The sequence below is a fragment of the Pseudothioclava nitratireducens genome (assembly GCF_029210495.1).
Classification (GTDB): domain Bacteria; phylum Pseudomonadota; class Alphaproteobacteria; order Rhodobacterales; family Rhodobacteraceae; genus Pseudothioclava; species Pseudothioclava nitratireducens.
The window spans coordinates 23354-36952 of record NZ_JARGDK010000008.1 but is presented as its reverse complement, the minus strand read 5'-3'; the positions used below and the strand labels follow the sequence as shown (position 1 = coordinate 36952).

Below are 13599 nucleotides of genomic sequence, written 5' to 3'. Positions count from 1 at the left end.
AAATGCTAGGCTGGGCAGAGATCAGGGAGGATACCGGCATGAGCTTCGACCCCTACATCCACTTTCAGGGCAATTGCGAAGCGGCGATGACCTTCTATGCGGCGCTGTTCGGAGGCCAGCTTCAGATGATGCGCTACGCGGACCTGCCGCCCGGCGAAGACAGTGGCCCGATCACCGAGGCGGACGCGCAAAAGGTGATGCATGCGACGCTGCTCGTGGGCGAGCGCTGCCTGATGGCCTCCGACTCGCCCGAGGCCTTTCCCGGCGCCCCGCAACAATCCGTCTCGATCTCGCATTCCGAACCGACCCGCGCCAGCGCCCAGGCAATCTATGACGCCCTCGCCGAGGGTGCGCAGGAAATCGCGATGCCCTTCGGCGACACGTTCTGGGCGGATGGCTTCGGAATGCTGCGCGACCGGTTCGGGACGACATGGATGATCATGGGCCCGCCCCTGATGTGACGCCCGCCCCTTTGTGCCCATTGATTTTCCCGCGCCTATCGCGCAAACCCCGGGGAACGGATGCAAAGGGACTGCCATGACTCGGATCGACGCCAAATTCGCCGCGCTCAAAGCGGAAGGGAAGAAAGCCTTCGTGGCCTATATCATGGCGGGCGACCCGGATCTGGAGACCTCGCTCGAACTGATGAAAGGGATGCCCGCGGCGGGCGTCGACGTGATCGAACTGGGCATGCCCTTTACCGATCCGATGGCCGATGGCCCGACGATCCAGCTTGCAGGCCAACGCGCACTCGATGGCGGCCAAACGCTGCAAAAGACGCTCGACATGGTGGCCGAGTTCCGCAAAGGCGACGCCACCACCCCCGTGGTGATGATGGGCTACTACAACCCGATCTATAACCGCGGCGTGGACAAGTTCCTCGAGGATGCCAAAGCCGCCGGGATCGACGGGCTGATCGTCGTCGACCTGCCCCCCGAGGAAGACGCCGAACTCTGCATCCCCGCGAAAGAGGCCGGGCTGAACTTCATCCGCCTCGCAACGCCGACCACCGACGATAAACGCCTGCCGAAGGTGCTCCAGAACACCTCGGGCTTCGTCTATTACGTCTCGGTCACCGGCATCACCGGCGCGCAAGCCGCCCAGGCCGCCGAAGTCGGCCCCGAGGTCGCCCGCATCAAATCGCAAACCGATCTGCCCGTGATCGTGGGCTTCGGCATCACCACCCCCGAGGCCGCCACCACCATCGCCAGCGTGGCCGATGGCTGCGTCGTGGGCTCGGCCATCGTGAAACTGGTGGGCGAAGGCAAACCCGTCTCCGAAGTGCTCGCCACCGTAGCCGCCCTCGCCGAAGGCGCGCATAAAGCCTGAGCGCGCTGAGGAGGCTGACCGCAAAAGGGGGGCTGTCTGCCCCCCTCTGGCTACGCCATTCACCCCCCGAGGATATTTGACGCGATTGGAAGCAGACGCGGTCTCTGCTGTTCCAATCGCCTGAAATATCCCGGGGGTGAGCGCGTCAGCGCGAGGGGGCAGCGCCCCCTCCCAACCTCAGGCCGCCAGCGTCACGTCAAGGAACATCATCAGGATCAAACCGAAAAGCAGCCCCGCCGTCGCGCGGTTCTGATGCCCGTTGCGGTGCGTTTCCGGCAAGATTTCATGGCTGATGATATAGAGCATCGCCCCCGCCGCGAAGGTCAGACCCCAAGGCAGCAGTTCCGCACTGAACGACACCGCCACCGCGCCCAGAAGCGCGCCAACCGGCTCCACCAACCCCGTCATCATGGTCACGACAAAGGCGCGCGTCCGCGTATAGCCCTGCCCGATCAACGCCACCGCCACCGCGAGCCCCTCGGGAATGTCCTGCAAGGAAATCCCGGTCATCACCGAGATACCATTGGCCTTGTCCGCCGCACCGAATGCCACCCCGATCGACAGGCCCTCGGGGAAGTTGTGGATCGCGATCGCCACCACAAAGAGCCAGATCCGCGCCAGTGCCGCGCGGTCAGCACCGCCCTCGGGGCCGGTCTCGAAATGTTCATGCGGCAGCGTCCGGTTCAGCCACGCCACGAACCCCGCGCCAATCGCAATCCCCACGCTGGCAATCGCCGCCGCGATCCAGAGCGAGTTGTGCAACTCCTCCGCCGCCGCGATCCCCGGCAGGATCAGCGAGAAATAGGAGGCCGACAGCATCACGCCCGCCGCAAAGCCCAGCATCGTATCCGATGTCCGCTGGCTCATCCGCTTGCCGATCAGCGCCGGGATCGCCCCCGCCGTGGTCGCCGCCGCCGCGACCATGCCGCCGCCCAGCCCGTAAAGAATATCCTGCATCCGCGATCTCCCTTTGCGCGCACTCGACCCGAAAACCCGCAAAATGACAAGCCGGAATGCCGCAGCCGCGAATTGGTCAGCTTCGCTCTGAAAAAGTTTGCACGGCCCCGTCAAAATTGGTAACACAAACTAACCAATCAGCCAAGGGAGGCCGCCATGCCCGTCATTACCTGTATCGAGGACCTCAAGCGCCTGCACCGCAAACGCACGCCCAAGATGTTCTACGACTATGCAGAGAGCGGCTCTTACTCGGAACAGACCTTCCGCGAAAACACCTCCGATTTCGCGCAGATCCGCCTGCGCCAGAAAGTGGCCGTGGATATGTCGGGCCGCTCGACGGCCAGCCAGATGATCGGGCAGGACGTGGCGATGCCGGTCGCGCTTGCGCCGGTGGGGCTCACGGGGATGCAGCGCGCCGATGGTGAAATCAAGGCCGCGCGCGCCGCCGCCAAATTCGGCGTCCCCTTCACGCTCTCGACCATGTCGATCTGCTCGATCGAGGACGTGGCCGAGCACAGTTCCGCCCCCTTCTGGTTTCAGATCTACACGCTCAACGACGACACGTTTAACCGCAATGTCATCAACCGCGCCAAGGCGGCAGGTTGCTCGGCTCTGGTGATTACCGTCGATCTTCAGATCCTCGGCCAGCGCCACAAGGACCTCAAGAACGGCCTCACCGCGCCGCCGAAATTCACCCTGCCAGTGCTGTTGGACCTCGCCACGAAATGGCAATGGGGCCTTGAAATGCTCGGCACCAAGCGGCGCTTCTTCGGCAATATCGTGGGCCATGTCGAGGGCGTCTCCGACCCCTCTTCGCTCTCGACCTGGACCGCCGAGAAATTCGACCCCACGCTGAACTGGGACAAGATTAAGAAGCTCATGGATATGTGGGGCGGCAAGGTGATCCTCAAGGGCATCCTCGATGTCGAGGACGCCGAGATGGCCGCCGCCGTCGGCGCCGATGCGATCGTGGTGTCGAACCATGGCGGGCGGCAACTCGACGGCGCGCTCAGCTCGATCCGCATGCTGCCCTCGATCGTCGAGGCGGTCGGCACCAAGACCGAGGTCTGGCTCGATTCCGGTATCCGCTCGGGTCAGGACGTGCTCAAGGCGCTGGCCTTGGGCGCCAAGGGCACGATGATCGGGCGCGCCTATGTCAACGGGCTGGGCGCGATGGGCGAACCCGGCGTGACCCGCGCGCTTGAGGTGATCCAGAAGGAACTCGACATCTCGATGGCGCTCTGCGGCGAAAAACGCGTGCAGGACCTTGGCCGCGAGAACGTGCTGCTGCCGAAGGATTTTCTGGAGAGTTACGTGTGAGGGGGGGCACCCGCCAGGTTTGAAGTTTCACGTAATCCTTCTGATGCCCCGACACTTCGGGAACCTCGAACACCCCAGAAATCGCTCACCCGTCTTGCGCGCGTGTCGCTCAACCAGAGCGGCACCGCACGTGGGGCATCGGGGGCGCTCTTCTGCGCGTTCAGAAATCAAAGCCTTGACATGCTTCACATGCGCACGACGGTTTTCCAAATTGGAAACGAGTCTGCCGCCATCGAATGCCTGCATCACCCGAGCAAGCTCACTCTCATCCAGAATGACTGCCCTCTGAGCCAGAACATATTGTGTCAACGCTCGCGCGCCCCAAAAAACCGTATCAGGCATAGAGGTCTTAGGGACTGCAGGGCCAACGAATGCCACAAGATTGAATATCTTGTCTTTCTCCACGCCCAGCGTGGCCTGAATGGTCTTTGCGTGTTTGTAGTTTTGTCTCAGAGGGTTCTGAAATTTTTCCTTCCGTCGATAGACAACCTGAGTCCAGCTCGACTGGTCTGCGGCGCCAAATATCCACCCCCTCATGTTTTTGGTTTCGACGACAAAAATTCCAAAGCGTGAGACAATCACGTGGTCAACCTGAGTTGTGCCCTCATCTGTGCGCAGGATGAGATCATTCAAGACCTGATAATCTTGCTCCGGAAGACGCTTGCGGAGCGTTGCCTCCATGTGCTTTTCACCAACCCAGCCTTTGAAGCGCGGCGACCGGATGAACCAAAGGATGCCGACGAGAGCAACGAATAGACCTATTTCCCAAGTCATTATGAAAATCTGTGCCTATTGAAACGATAACTCTGCTTATCCTTCCTTGCTCCGCAGCGAAACTGCTAACTGTCGCTGCGAGTGGATCGACAGATGAACTTGAAGGATGCTGTTCAGACTGCAGGACCATAAAGCCCCCTTTCCCCTTGCCTTTCCGCCCGATTCCGACTATCCGCGCACGCTCATGGGCCCGACACCCTTGGAGGCGGCCCGGAACTTTAACTTGGAGAACACCAAAATGGCTAAAGAGATCGAAACGATCGAAGCCGTCGTGCGTTCGGGGACGGGCAAGGGGGCCGCTCGGCAAGCACGTCGTGAGGGCCGCGTGCCCGGTATCGTCTATGGCGACGGTAAAGACCCGATGCCGGTCAGCTTCGACTACAACAAGCTGCTGACCCGCCTGCGCAAAGGCCGCTTCATGTCCACCCTCTTCAACCTCAAGGTCGAAGGTCAGGAAGACGTGCGCGTGATCTGCCGCGGCGTGCAGAAGGACGTGGTCAAGGACCTGCCGACGCATATCGACTTCATGCGCACGCACCGTAACTCGCGCATCAACCTGTTCGTGCATGTTGAATTCATCAACCACGAGAAAGCACCGGGCCTCAAGCGCGGCGGCACCCTCACCGTGGTCCGCCCCGAGGTGGAACTGAACGTGCTCGCAGGCGACATTCCGGAGCAGATCGTCGTCGACCTGACCGGCCGCGACATCGGCGACGTGATCCATATCGGCGACGTCGAGCTGGTGAACGGCGCCAAGCCGACCGTCGAGCGTAACTTCGTGATCGCCAATATCGGCGCGCCGTCGGGCCTGCGCTCGGCTGACAACGAAGCCGACGAAGGCGAAGAGGGCGGCGAGGAATAATCCTCCCCCACCCGATCGAATTCAGCGGGGCCCTTCGGGGCCCCGTTTGCATCTCCACCTCACCAAACCCGCTAATACGCCGGCAAGAGGTGCCGCAGGCGCCGAGGGGGCTGGCCCCCTGCCCCGACCGCGGCTAAAACCACCCCAAAGGAGAGGCGCGATGAAACTCTGGGTCGGTCTGGGCAATCCCGGCGCGAAATATGCGGGCAACCGCCACAATATCGGCTTCATGGCGCTCGACCGGATCGCCGCCGATCACGGCTTCGGCCCGTGGCGCGCGCGCTTTCAGGGACAGGTCTGCGAAGGCCGCTTCGGCTCTACCCGCGTCACGCTCCTCAAGCCGGAAACCTTCATGAACCTCTCCGGCCAATCCGTCCGCGCCGCCGCCGATTTCTTCAAGATCGACGCGCCCGACATCACCGTCTTCCACGATGAACTCGACCTCGCGCCGGGCAAATGCCGCCTGAAGACCGGCGGCGGGCACGCGGGCCATAACGGGCTGCGCTCGATCCACGCGCATCTCGGCCCCGATTACGACCGCGTGCGCCTCGGCATCGGCCATCCGGGCGACAAGAACCGCGTCGCGGCCTATGTCCTCTCCGACTTCGCCAAGGCCGAGGCCGGGATGCTCGACGACCTGCTGCGCGGGATCTCGGACGGGGCGCCGGCCCTCGCCACCGGCGAAGGCCCGAAATTCCTCAACGCCGTGAGCCTGCGCACCGCCCCGCCGCGCAGTTCCACCGGCGCCGCCAAACCCGAGACCGCACCGCCCGCCCCGGCACCCCAAAAAGAAAAGGCTGCAACCGATACGCGCAGCCCCTTCGACAAGCTCAAGGATCACTTCCGCAAGTGATTACCAATGGCCGGTATTCTCCATGCTGGCCCACGGCTCCTTCGGCGGCAGCGCCTCGCCCTTTTGCAGCAACTCCACCGAGACATTGTCGGGCGAGCGCACAAAGGCCATATGCCCGTCGCGCGGCGGCCGGTTGATCGTCACCCCCGCCGCCTGCAGCTTTTCGCACAGCGCATAGATGTCATCGACCCGGTAGGCCAGATGCCCGAAATGACGGCTGTCCGAGGGCAACCCCTCATCGCCATCCCAGTTATAGGTCAGCTCCACATCGGCGCGGCCATCGTCCTGTCCGGGCGGGCACATGAACACCAAGGTGAACCGCCCCCCCTCATGGTCGATCCGCCGCCGCTCGCGCAACCCCAGCAATTCGTAAAACGCCTTCGAGGCCTCAAGGTCCTTCACCCGAACCATCGTATGCAGATATTCGATCGTCATGCCTGCTCTCCTTTGCCCCCAAGCTAAGCCATCCCGGCCCGGCGGCAAGGGTCAGAAGGTCGAGCGCAACCCCAGCGCCACCGACACCTCGGTGTTCGAATAACGGCTGACATTGCTCTCGGTCCGGACCGCGCGCAGCTTCATCTCCGGCGAGAACCCGGCCGTGCCGATCTTTGGCGACCATAGCCCCAGCTCGCCATAGATGGTCTCGTCCTGACGCCCGCCGGGCGGATGGAAAATCACCACCACGAAATAGGGGTAAACGGTCTTCGAAGCACCGGCGGCCAGCGACATGTGCATCGGCCCGATGGTCCAGTCCGGCTCATAGCGCAGATTGGCCGAAACCGACCAGTTGCGCGCATTGATACTGTCGGATTGCGTCTGCGAAAGCCCAAAGCCCAAGGCCACTTTGCCGCGCCGCAGCCCAAGGTCCAGCGAGCTGCGGATATCCTCGCGCGCACTCGACGCGTAATCGCGCTGCTCCAGAAGCCCGCCGAAACTGGCGCTGATCCCGGGCCGCTCCGGCGCCTCCTGCGTGACCGGCATCGCGCCCCGCGCCGAGATCTGCTGATAGCGATAGGACGGCTCTCCGCCCTGCCAGACCTGCCCCAGCTCACCCGCAAAAGACAGGCTCGCGCCTTTGCCAAGGCTCATAGCATGCTGCCCGCGCAAACCGAACGCGGCGGCACTGAAATCCGAATTCCTGATCGGGCGCGGCGGCGGCGGCGTGACGCCGGGCGGAACCAAAGCCTCCGCGACCGGGTCGCCCCAAAGTTCTACCGCCTTGAGATAGCCCGTGAACCCCAGCGAGGTCTCGCTCCGCGCGCTGCGCGCAACGCGGTAATCGACGCCGAAACTCGCCGTGCCGATAATCCCGCCCAAGGCCATCGCGTCGTCGCTCAGAATACCGACCGCGTCGAACCCGTCGATGACATTGTAACGTTCATCCGCGCCGCCATTGACGTTGTTGGAGGGCTTGAGCCCAAGGCTCAGCCGCCAGCGCAGCGGGTTCGTGGCGCGCAGGCGCCGGTAGTCGTTCACCCCCTGCGCCCGATACCGCGCATCGGGGGCATGCTGGATCGTCTGCCGCGCCCAGTATTGCGCGGCCTGCATGCGGTTCTCGCCCAGCGCGATCTGCGCCGAGAGCCGCGCGGCCTCGTAATGCTGGCGCGGACTTTCCGCATAGCGAAAAGCCTTGGCGGCGGCCTGTCGGGCGACCCCGGTCTGGCGCGTCTGCGCCATGATGCGCGCGACGATGAAATGGGCCAGCGGGTCCTTCGGATCACGTCGAAGCAATATCTCCGCCAGCGCCAGCGCTTCGGCCGGCCGGCCCTCGGCCGCTGCCAGAGTCGCCGCCCGCTGCACAAGCGGCGTCGGCGCCTCGTCGGCGCGCATTGTCGGCCCCGGCGCGCCGCCCGCCGCCGCCCCGGACGGCACCTCGGCCAGGGCCGCGCCACCGCCCTGCCCCGCACCAAACAGCGCGGCGGTCGCCAGAAGGACTGTCAGAAAGTTCCGCATCGCCCGCAAGGGCTCACGGCAGAACGTTGTCACAGATCGGCAGCGTATTGTTCGGGCCACATTGGGTCAGAACGAAAACGCCGTGCTCCTGCTCGTTTTCGTAAAGGTCCGAAAACTGCGTCAGGTGAACGATGCCCCCGACCGACTGGGCGTCATTACCACCGAAAATACCGCCATAGCTGCCAATTGCGTTTTGACCCTCGTCCTCCGCGCCACCCTCGAAGGTGCCATCGTCGTTGATGCTCGTCGGTACCAGAATGACGTTGGGCAGAGGAATGCCTTCATCGACCAGAGAGCGGTCGTAGATCGACCCGCTGACCACGTTATCCGCGCCGAAATCGGCGGTGAGATAGATGTCGCCCTCAACCCGCGAGGGTTGCGCCGGGATCACCACCGGGTCCGTTCCGGGGGCCACCGGCAGCGCGATGTCATCCGCCCCACCCTCCTGCCGCGCGTCCACATTGGTCACCGCTGCATAGGTGCCCGCATAGGACACCAGCCCGCCCAGACCGTTCGCCCCGATCTCAGGCCGGTCGAACTGCCCCTCCCGGTGATACAGCCCGCCCGCATAGTACCGGTTGTCCAGACCGCCATCGCCCGCCGCGATCGCCGTCACCGACCCGTCCTGCGACGTCGCGACCAGCGCCACATAGAGGCGGTCCAGCGCGTCTTCCTGAATCGAATAGGCCGAATAGCCCGGCAGATCGAGCGCCGCCGCCCGATCATATTGCACCAGCTCGGGGTTACTGTCGCCGCCCTCGATCGCGACCTCCAGCGAGGTGCCATCATAGGCGAAGGAATGCATGTTTACCGCAAGTGCCGCCGGAACCTCGCCCGACACGCCGTCGCCGCCGCCATCGGTCTCACCATCGGTGCCTTCACCCGAAGACCCCACCAGCGCGGCCCCATCGCACGCCGCAAGAAGAAGAATAACCGCGAACGGCAATAGCTTGCTCGACATATTGTTTTCTTTCTTTAGATCACGCCTCACCTGACCCGTTGACCGCTTTCAATCGCTCTTTGGATTATGCCTCATGTGAAAACGTGCCGAAAACCTGCCCAAAAGTCAATTTACCATCCCCCCGCCCCGCCAGAACGCCCGCCCCCGTGCCCCTCTTGCGACACTTCGCACGCACGCCACCTCATCTCGCGGTTCCGTGAACGCCCCGCGCCAGATATAGTGGCAACCGAATCTCACGACCGGAGGCCCCCATGTCGCTCACCCCCGAACAGCTCGCCGAAATCGAAGAGCAGCGCGCGATCACCGCGCCCACGCGCCGCGCCGTCTCGCCCGGCATGGAAGAGCGCCTCTACACCGCCCACCCGGTCCTCGACCACGGGCTCGTCCGCGTCATCGACTACATGGGCGACGACGCCGCCATCTGTCAGGCCGCCCGCGTCTCCTATGGCCGCGGCACCAAGGCCGTCTCGGACGATCGCGGCCTGATCCGCTACCTGATGCGCCACTGGCACTCGACCCCCTTCGAGATGTGCGAGGTCAAGTTCCACGTCAAACTCCCGGTCTTCGTCGCCCGCCAGTGGATCCGCCACCGCACCGCCAACGTGAACGAATACTCGGCCCGCTACTCGATCCTCGACCGCGAGTTCTACATCCCCGCCCCGGACGCGCTCGCCGCGCAATCCACCGTGAACAATCAGGGCCGTGGCGAAGTCCTCGAAGGCGCCGAGGCCCAGCGCGTCCTCGACCTCCTGCGCGAGGACGCCATGCGCAGCTACGACCATTACGAGGACATGCTGACCCCCGACGCGGAGGCGGGCAAACTCGGCCTCGCCCGCGAACTCGCCCGCATGAACCTGCCCGCCAACATCTACACGCAGTGGTATTGGAAGATCGACCTGCACAACCTCTTCCACTTCCTGCGCCTGCGCGCCGACCACCACGCGCAATACGAAATCCGCGTCTATGCCGAGACCATGTGCGACATCACCCGCGACTGGGTCCCCGCCGCCTACGAGGCCTTCGAGGACTACCGCCTCGGCGGTCAGAACCTGTCGGGCAAGGCGGTGGAAGTCCTGAAACGTCGACTCGCCGGCGAAGAGGTGACGCAAGAGAGCTCTGGCATGAGCAAGGGCGAATGGCGGGAGTTTATGGGGGTTTGGGGGTGAGGCATGACTGGACTGCGCCCATCAGGGCGCAGTCTTTTCAAGGCGCCGCAGAAGGACGGATGCAACTGACAGGTGATCAAGACAGAGGTCGATTGGATCAACTAGGTTTTCGTGACCTCGCGGATTGCGAATTGCCGACATGGCACCCGCGAAAATGAACCGATATCCGGACTGCTCATCAATCTCACTCTCGTTGGACAGAGCCGTCAGCTTGATTTTAGGATTGGCCTCATTGAATGCGGTCATCATTAATTTGAAACCATTCTCTTTCAGCTTTGAAAGTCTTTTGACCTTATTGTCGATGTATTTGAAGGTTTCAAACGTCGCCTGAGAATAGTGACCGTTATCAAATAATTTCTGCGCAACGCGAGCAATTTCAGGGTGAATGTTTCGCTCATCGAACGGATGAGACCCGCCGCCTTCCTTCTCCACTGTTGGTTCATCAGTTAGATGGCCGGCATTCCGCACAAAATTTTCGAATTTGCCCAAAGTACTAATCATTAATTAGGTTCGCCTTGATGCTCTTGAAGATCGCATCGTAGGTTTCTTGCGTCCCGTTTGCAGGCAGATTGATCTCAATTCGAACGGTCAACGCCATATCTCGCCGCGGCTCTTTCTTATCGGCTTGGTCGCTAACTTTTGTCGCAACACCTACCGCTGAAGCATTCATCTTCTTTGATGCCGCCGGTTTAGATTTCACTGCGGACGCGGGTTTGGTTGTAGTCGATGCGGGCTTATCGCTTGGATGCTCATGGCCGGCGAGCGCCCGGAAAGTAATGAACACCCCAGCCTGCCTGCCGCCGATTACTTCGCTTGTTTTGTCGGTAGTCCGAAAGTATGAGGTTAGCTCACTCTTGCTTAGAGACCAAGCATCATCGCCTCGCAGATCGAATAAGTCGTGATAAGCCTCCTTGACGAGCCCCTCGAAAGCACTGGGAAAGGCATCATCACCGAGAACAAATGCATCCTGCCCCTTCTTGGTGCGCTTGCCCTCTTCGTCGATAACGCCGATGAATTGCAAAGCATTGATGACGTAACTCTCATTGTTCGAGGCTAAGCCAAACTTCTTTACTGTTTCAGACGTAACGGTCGCAGGAAAGTTCTTCCTCAGAAAACCAATCATTTGCGAAATATTGCCGGCCCCCGAGATGTATGGATGAGATGCCAAATCTTGCCCTCCTAAATTTTCGATGCTTAAGCCTTATAGTATTGATCTCAATTTATAGTCTTAGGCCATAGCTTGGCAACTACTTGTTGACGCACATTAATTCGCGCCCGCATCGCCAAGGAGCTTGTCACCGTCCGTACACGCGGCAACATGAAGGCTCCCCCCTTTCGTATGGCGCCCCTAGAACAAATTTATTTCGCTTCGGGCTACTCACTGATTGGACTACCACTTCTTTATGACCCACCGCTTCCACGCCCCCCAAGCCCGTGACTATCCGACCGCCCTTGCGGAACTGCGGGCGGGGCGCAAGCGCACCCATTGGATTTGGTGGATATTCCCGCAACTGGCCAGCCTTGGCCGCAGCCCGCGCGCCATCGACTTTGGCCTGCGCGATCTGGCCGAGGCCCGCGCCTGGCTTGCCGACCCCGTTCTGCGCGCCCGGTTGATCGAGGCGACAGAGGCCGTCCTCGCCCATCGCGGCACCCCGCCCGAGGACATCATGGGCCCCGTGGACGCGCTCAAGCTGCGCTCCTGCGCGACACTGTTTGAGGCCGCCGCCAGCGACCCCGCCACCCGCGCCCCCTTCACGGCGCTGCTCGACGGGTTTTACGGCGGCACCCGCTGTCCCCTGACCTTGGCCGAGATTGCCCCGGACCGCTCCGCCCCCGCGCCCTGACGCGCCGGGCCGCCTGTGGGGGTCGCGCGGGCCACCCGGAAACCGATCTGGCGCAAAGCTGGCGCAAAACCAGCTAAAAGCTGGCTTTCGCCCTCAGCCCTCGATTTTGCCCAGCCATGCGTGGAGTGCGGCCACCGATTCCGGCTCGTCGAGATAGGGGATATGCCCCCGTCCGGGCACTTCCGCGAACACCATATCGGGCCGCGCCGCCCGCATCCGATCCGCCGCCGCCCGGCTCAGAAGTTCAGAATTTGCGCCTCTTATCAGGCACATAGGCAGACCCGTGCAGGCCTCGAACAAGGGCCAAAGGTCCGGCATCTCCCCCTCGAACGCCGCAAGGAAAGCCTCCCGCAGCGCCGGGTCATAGTTGATTTTCAACCCGCTCGGCGTCTCGATATAGTGGTGGCGCACCTCCTGCCCCCACCGCTCCGCCGAAACGCCCTCGAACCCCTTCATAATAAAGGGTAATTTCGCCGCCAGCTCGTCATAACTCGCCGCCGCCGGGTTGCGCCCGATATAGTCGAAAATAACCTCCAATCCCCCCCTCTCCAACTCCGGCCCAACATCGTTCAAACACAGCCCAAGCATCCGATCCTTCGCCGTCGCAGCCAGCACCAAACCGATCAAGCCACCCCGCGAAGTCCCTAGAATCGCTGCACTTTTTAGCCCCAGATGATCCAGAAGCTGCAATGCATCCAGCCCCTCGCGCGGCACCGTATAGGTCGCCGCCCCCGTGAAGTCGCTCGCCCCCCGCCCCCGGTAATCCATCCGGATAAACCGGTATCCCACCATATGCGGCGCGACGTAATCGAAATCATGCACATTCCGCGTCAATCCCGACAACGCCAGCACCGGCAGCCCCTCGCCCTCGTCCAGATAAGCGATCCTCGCCCCGTCATCGGCCGTAAAATATTGGGTTTTCGACATAATTCCCCCTTTGGCACAAAGCCGTTTGGGCCTACCCTATCGTCAAACAGGAGCGCCGTCATGCCCGAGACGCTGGAAAAACTGCAAGCCCGCCTCGCCGAAATCGAAACCCAGATCGAAGCTGAATGGGACAAGCGCCGGGCCGAGATGCGCTATCACCTCGAGCGCCGGAAAATCGTTTTCGATCAGGGCATTAAAGACGCCCACCGACAGATGCGCGTGCGCTGGTCGACCTTTCTGCGGCGCACCCGTCCGATGGTCGTCCTCACCGCCCCGGTGATCTATTCCGTCGTGATCCCCTTGGCACTGCTTGATCTCTTCGTCACGCTCTACCAGTGGATCTGCTTCCCGATCTACGGCATCGCCAAGGTTCGGCGCGGTGACTACATCGTCATCGACCGCCAAAATCTCGCCTATCTCAACGCGATCCAGAAATTCAACTGCGTCTATTGCGGCTACGGGAACGGGGTCATCGCCTATGCCCGCGAAGTTGCCGGGCGAACCGAGAAGTTCTGGTGCCCAATCAAGCATGCGCACCGGGTCAAGGGGACCCATCGCTATTACGGCGAGTTCCCAGAATTTGGGGACGCTAAAGCCTATCGCGAGCAGTCCGACCGACTCCGTGAAGAGCTACGAAACCCGCCAGAGTAGCC

Annotated in this window: 16 protein-coding genes; 8 read left to right on the top strand and 8 right to left on the bottom strand. The window is 62.2% G+C overall.

Annotated features, from left to right (window positions below; all coding sequences use genetic code 11):
• Positions 1-38 precede the first annotated feature (38 nt).
• Both P0X85_RS10690 and trpA read left to right on the top strand, forming a co-directional pair.
• Entirely contained in the window at positions 39-461 is a 423-nt protein-coding gene (locus tag P0X85_RS10690; protein WP_275812695.1) for a VOC family protein, read from the top strand.
• 76 nt (positions 462-537) lie between these two features.
• Positions 538-1329, top strand: coding sequence for a tryptophan synthase subunit alpha (gene trpA, locus P0X85_RS10685; protein WP_275812691.1), 792 nt, complete (start codon positions 538-540; stop codon positions 1327-1329).
• 177 nt (positions 1330-1506) lie between these two features.
• Here trpA and P0X85_RS10680 read toward each other — a convergent pair whose 3' ends face one another.
• Entirely contained in the window at positions 1507-2286 is a 780-nt protein-coding gene (locus P0X85_RS10680; protein WP_275812687.1) for a ZIP family metal transporter, read from the bottom strand.
• Between the two features lie 156 nt (positions 2287-2442).
• Here P0X85_RS10680 and P0X85_RS10675 point away from each other — a divergent pair, with 156 nt between their 5' ends.
• Positions 2443-3606 carry an alpha-hydroxy acid oxidase gene (locus P0X85_RS10675; protein WP_275812684.1) on the top strand — a complete coding sequence of 388 codons (1164 nt, stop codon included), beginning with the start codon at positions 2443-2445 and terminating at the stop codon, positions 3604-3606.
• 27 nt (positions 3607-3633) lie between these two features.
• Here the strand turns inward: P0X85_RS10675 and P0X85_RS10670 are convergent, their stop codons facing one another.
• Complete coding sequence (locus P0X85_RS10670; protein WP_275812681.1) at positions 3634-4380, bottom strand: NERD domain-containing protein; 747 nt, start codon at positions 4378-4380, stop codon at positions 3634-3636.
• 238 nt (positions 4381-4618) lie between these two features.
• Between P0X85_RS10670 and P0X85_RS10665 the strand changes: the two genes are divergently transcribed.
• Positions 4619-5242 carry a 50S ribosomal protein L25/general stress protein Ctc gene (locus P0X85_RS10665; protein WP_275812678.1) on the top strand — a complete coding sequence of 208 codons (624 nt, stop codon included), beginning with the start codon at positions 4619-4621 and terminating at the stop codon, positions 5240-5242.
• A gap of 160 nt (positions 5243-5402) precedes the next feature.
• On the top strand, positions 5403-6095 hold the full coding sequence (gene pth / locus P0X85_RS10660; protein WP_275812675.1) for an aminoacyl-tRNA hydrolase: 693 nt from the start codon (positions 5403-5405) through the stop codon (positions 6093-6095).
• On the opposite strand, the gene P0X85_RS10655 is transcribed toward pth, so the two are convergent.
• From P0X85_RS10655 to P0X85_RS10645, 3 genes are read right to left on the bottom strand one after another with little or no spacing between them, the layout of a single operon-like run.
• Entirely contained in the window at positions 6096-6530 is a 435-nt protein-coding gene (locus P0X85_RS10655) for a VOC family protein (RefSeq protein WP_275812672.1), read from the bottom strand.
• A gap of 51 nt (positions 6531-6581) precedes the next feature.
• Positions 6582-8048, bottom strand: a complete 1467-nt coding sequence (locus tag P0X85_RS10650) for a tetratricopeptide repeat protein (protein ID WP_275812669.1) — start codon at positions 8046-8048, stop codon at positions 6582-6584.
• A 13-nt stretch (positions 8049-8061) separates the two neighbouring features.
• Positions 8062-9009 carry a thymidylate synthase gene (locus P0X85_RS10645; RefSeq protein ID WP_275812665.1) on the bottom strand — a complete coding sequence of 316 codons (948 nt, stop codon included), beginning with the start codon at positions 9007-9009 and terminating at the stop codon, positions 8062-8064.
• 251 nt (positions 9010-9260) lie between these two features.
• Here P0X85_RS10645 and thyX point away from each other — a divergent pair, with 251 nt between their 5' ends.
• Positions 9261-10175 carry an FAD-dependent thymidylate synthase gene (gene thyX, locus P0X85_RS10640; RefSeq protein WP_275812662.1) on the top strand — a complete coding sequence of 305 codons (915 nt, stop codon included), beginning with the start codon at positions 9261-9263 and terminating at the stop codon, positions 10173-10175.
• 21 nt (positions 10176-10196) lie between these two features.
• On the opposite strand, the gene P0X85_RS10635 is transcribed toward thyX, so the two are convergent.
• Positions 10197-10664, bottom strand: a complete 468-nt coding sequence (locus tag P0X85_RS10635; protein WP_275812659.1) for a TIGR02391 family protein — start codon at positions 10662-10664, stop codon at positions 10197-10199.
• A gap of 4 nt (positions 10665-10668) precedes the next feature.
• Complete coding sequence (locus P0X85_RS10630; protein ID WP_275812655.1) at positions 10669-11343, bottom strand: DUF5343 domain-containing protein; 675 nt, start codon at positions 11341-11343, stop codon at positions 10669-10671.
• A 235-nt stretch (positions 11344-11578) separates the two neighbouring features.
• On the opposite strand from P0X85_RS10630, the gene P0X85_RS10625 reads away from it, so the two are divergent.
• On the top strand, positions 11579-12019 hold the full coding sequence (locus P0X85_RS10625; RefSeq protein ID WP_275812652.1) for a DUF1810 domain-containing protein: 441 nt from the start codon (positions 11579-11581) through the stop codon (positions 12017-12019).
• 93 nt (positions 12020-12112) lie between these two features.
• Here the strand turns inward: P0X85_RS10625 and P0X85_RS10620 are convergent, their stop codons facing one another.
• Positions 12113-12946, bottom strand: a complete 834-nt coding sequence (locus tag P0X85_RS10620; RefSeq protein ID WP_275812649.1) for an alpha/beta fold hydrolase — start codon at positions 12944-12946, stop codon at positions 12113-12115.
• Positions 12947-13006: 60 nt separating this feature from the next.
• On the opposite strand from P0X85_RS10620, the gene P0X85_RS10615 reads away from it, so the two are divergent.
• On the top strand, positions 13007-13597 hold the full coding sequence (locus tag P0X85_RS10615; protein WP_275812646.1) for a hypothetical protein: 591 nt from the start codon (positions 13007-13009) through the stop codon (positions 13595-13597).
• Positions 13598-13599: the final 2 nt, after the last annotated feature.